Annotated in this window: 5 protein-coding genes; all 5 read right to left on the bottom strand. The window is 43.2% G+C overall.

The window, feature by feature from the left end:
- Positions 1–127: head-tail adaptor protein (locus Q0212_RS16785; RefSeq protein WP_367175716.1), on the bottom strand; the 127-nt coding region annotated here is incomplete at its 3' end.
- Positions 127–669 carry a head-tail connector protein gene (locus tag Q0212_RS07435; RefSeq protein WP_297924109.1) on the bottom strand — a complete coding sequence of 181 codons (543 nt, stop codon included), beginning with the start codon at positions 667–669 and terminating at the stop codon, positions 127–129. The genes Q0212_RS16785 and Q0212_RS07435, both read right to left, overlap by 1 nt.
- Before the next feature lie 48 nt (positions 670–717).
- Positions 718–1,944, bottom strand: coding sequence for a phage major capsid protein (locus Q0212_RS07430; protein WP_297924107.1), 1,227 nt, complete (start codon positions 1,942–1,944; stop codon positions 718–720).
- A gap of 61 nt (positions 1,945–2,005) precedes the next feature.
- Positions 2,006–2,785: a head maturation protease, ClpP-related gene (locus Q0212_RS07425; protein WP_297924105.1), complete on the bottom strand. Its 780-nt coding sequence runs from the start codon at positions 2,783–2,785 to the stop codon at positions 2,006–2,008.
- Position 2,786: 1 nt separating this feature from the next.
- The coding region (locus Q0212_RS07420; RefSeq protein ID WP_297924103.1) for a phage portal protein at positions 2,787–3,110 on the bottom strand (324 nt) is incomplete at its 5' end.

Raw genomic sequence — 3,110 nt, 5'->3', positions numbered from 1 at the left:
GGCTTATACGCGCCCACACCGTACACACGTCAACCCATTCTTGCTTTTCACCACCCGACAAACCGCGTGTTTTGGTGAGGCGTTGGAATGTAACACGGTGACGTAAGCGACCAATCGGCGTTTGCATTAGTATTGCACTCGGTAAGGGTCAAGCAAACCGTCAACAAAAGCATACGGCACAGCATTTACACCGTAACTCATCACTGCTTCACGGTTTTCATACAGGGTTGCCAAGTCAACTAATATCCATTGTTTAATCGCTTTTGGAACAGCATCAGCATTGCCGTAGCCTGCGGTATAAGTAATTGCAATAGTCTTTTCAACAACCACCATTGGCATAATTTCGGGTATTAAACTATTTTTATTTAATAAATAATCGCTACCCGTCAATGTGGTTGTACTGTCATCATCATTAGTAACAACAACACTACTAATAGCAATCAGGTTAGGTAATAATTTAATTTTGTCGCCATGCTCTGCGACTGTTTTATACGTTTTAGTTAATAACGACCGCCCCAATTGATGTTCTGCACGTTCTGTCGCTACTTCAATTAAGTGTTTAATCAAATCATCGTCTGTGCCGTCATCAGTATCTAAACGTAAATGCTGTTTTGCCAAATTAAGCGAGACAACTAACTCAGTTGACGGTACAGTGATAATGGTTTTCATGTTTCACCTAAAACAAAAGGCGCATGACGCGCCTTTTTTATTTAACGATTAAGTAGCAGAATTTTGGTAATACTTGATTGCACCACCTACATCAATCAAGTTGCCACCGCTACGCGCCCACGCCAAGAAACCAACTTGGCCAAGTTTGGCATAAGCCGAATCTTCAAAACGGTGTAAGGTGTTTTGCAATACATCACGCACATAGTAACGGCTAAAGTCACCAAACAATACCGACTTAGCATCCGCCGCCATGACTGGCATGTCTTGGTTAATTGTCACAGGATAACCCAAAATAGTGTCAGGCATTGCGTCTGCCAAACCATCATAACCGGGCAAAAAGACAGGACGGCCAGCGTCGTCTTTGAGTTTGCGAATTTCGCGCATTGTGGTGTCATGTAACATAAAACCACATTGACTACTCATGCGGTAAGCAGGGTCAACACTATGCACCAAGTCAATTAAATCATCATAAGCAATAGACGTTGTTTGACCTGTTGCACCCACCACACCAGAAGTCGCAGCCGTGACAATACCGCGTGGCTGTGCTGTGCCTGTGCCTGTCGTAAACATTTGATTAGTGATGCGCCCTAAACGGTCAGTAATACGTTTTAAAACAAAGGCTTCAATATCAACTGAGCTATCTTGTAAAAGCTCAATTGGCACAGCAATTACTTTAGAGCTAAACTTAAATACGTTAAGCGATAATGTGCCAAACGCAGGATCTTGGCCTGTTGCGGACGTATTTTCTGGAATCAACTCACCGACTTCGCTTGTACCATTACTGGTAGGGAACGACATAGGGTTGCCCATTTCAGTTTGAATAACGGTAGCTACGTTACGAATACCGCCGTATTCTTTTAAAGCATCGGCAACAGTTTTGGCGATGTCTGTTTGTACAGTATAGCCACCCTCACTGCCTGTGGTGGTGGACATAGTAGCGCGAATGTCTGCCCAGTCTTGAGCGGTCAACGCCTTATCACCACCCTTTAACCATTTGGCAAATAATGCGCGGCTTTTGGCAACGGCAGGGTGTTTATTGCGTGCATTATGGGCTGCTGCATCGGCTTCTTCAGTAGCTGCTTCCTCACCAATTAAAGTTGCTAATTGTTGCAAGCGGTCAATTTCAGTTTTTGCACTTTCAATAGCGGCAACCATCTCATCATAAGCGGCCTGTTTTTCTTCTGTCCACTCATTAGACGGTGTGTTTTCGACTAATGCTTTGGCTTCGGTGTGTTTTGCTTTGATTAAAGCGCGTAATTCTGCAATCGTTTTCATAATTTAGGTCTCTTGTGACATAAAAAAAGCCGCATCATGCGGCCTTGTTTTTAGGTTTTGCTTAAATACAAGCAAGATTTAAGCGGTTTAAAGCCTGTTGTTTGTCAAAAACAGCAGGTTTAGAAGTTGGTTTTTGCGTATTTTGTGGTTGTTGTGTTGGTTTATTTGGCTCAGAATTAAGTTTTGGAGCGTTTTTATACACACCTAATTGCCAATTTTTGGCCTGTTGTGCCGTGTTTTTGGGTGTTTCGTTAGTAGAAACTTCATCTACAAAGCCATAATCTAAGGCTTCTTGTGCTGTAAACCATGTTTCAGCGTCCATCAATGCCGCAATTTCGCTTGTTTCTTTGCCTGTTTTTTTGGCATAACTATTAGCTAACGTGCCATCAATCTTATTTAGTAGTGTTGCTGTTTTGGTTAAGTCGTTTTTATCACCCCATGCCATCGTCCACGCATTGTGAATCATAAACAAAGAGCCTTCACCCATTGCTACACTGCTACACGCTAACGCAATATAAGTAGCAGCACTGGCACAAAGACCGTCAATGTGAGCAATAACAGTTTTACCGCTTTCAACAATCGCTTGTTCCATGCAACGCGCCGCAAACACATCGCCGCCCGGTGAGTTGATACGTAAATGAATAGTGCTTGCAGTGATGTTGCTTAATTCTTTAATAAAATTCATCGGGCTAACACCACCCCACCATTCTGCTTCATTGTCTGTACTAACAATCATGTCATACAAATACAATGTTGCTTCTGTGTTGGCTTCGTTAGTCACCACTTCAAAGCGTCTATTAGCACTTCGATTAAGCGCAAATAATTGATATAACTGAGCCATATTAACTACCCATACTCACCGTCACACTAGGCGCGGTGCTTGTGTTTAATTCGTTACCACCGTCAACAGGCGGTAAATTTTCTGCTTTGCGTACCTCATTGACAGTCATAAAGCCGGGTTCGCCTGCTCTACCCAATGCTACACGGTACGCATTAAAGCGGCCTATGGTGTCACCACGTTCTAAGCCTGCGGTCATAAATTCGCAAAAGTAAGGCCGCATAAATAATTTGTGATTGCACTCTTGTTCAATGCCAACCAAGTGCCGACTTAGCGTGTACTTTACAAAGCCTATGCCCATTTGCTCCACACCACTGCCCCAGCTTGT

This window comes from uncultured Agitococcus sp., from assembly GCF_937920075.1.
In the GTDB taxonomy this organism is placed as follows: Bacteria; Pseudomonadota; Gammaproteobacteria; order Pseudomonadales; family Moraxellaceae; genus Agitococcus.
This window is presented reverse-complemented; position numbering and strand designations above follow the sequence as displayed.

What these genes read in the sequence shown, in the direction of transcription:
- Q0212_RS07435 (WP_297924109.1), bottom strand. Translation starts at nt 669, where the DNA reads ATGAAAACCATTATCACTGTACCGTCAACTGAGTTAGTTGTCTCGCTT.
- Q0212_RS07430 (WP_297924107.1), bottom strand. Translation starts at nt 1,944, where the DNA reads ATGAAAACGATTGCAGAATTACGCGCTTTAATCAAAGCAAAACACACC.
- Q0212_RS07425 (WP_297924105.1), bottom strand. Translation starts at nt 2,785, where the DNA reads ATGGCTCAGTTATATCAATTATTTGCGCTTAATCGAAGTGCTAATAGA.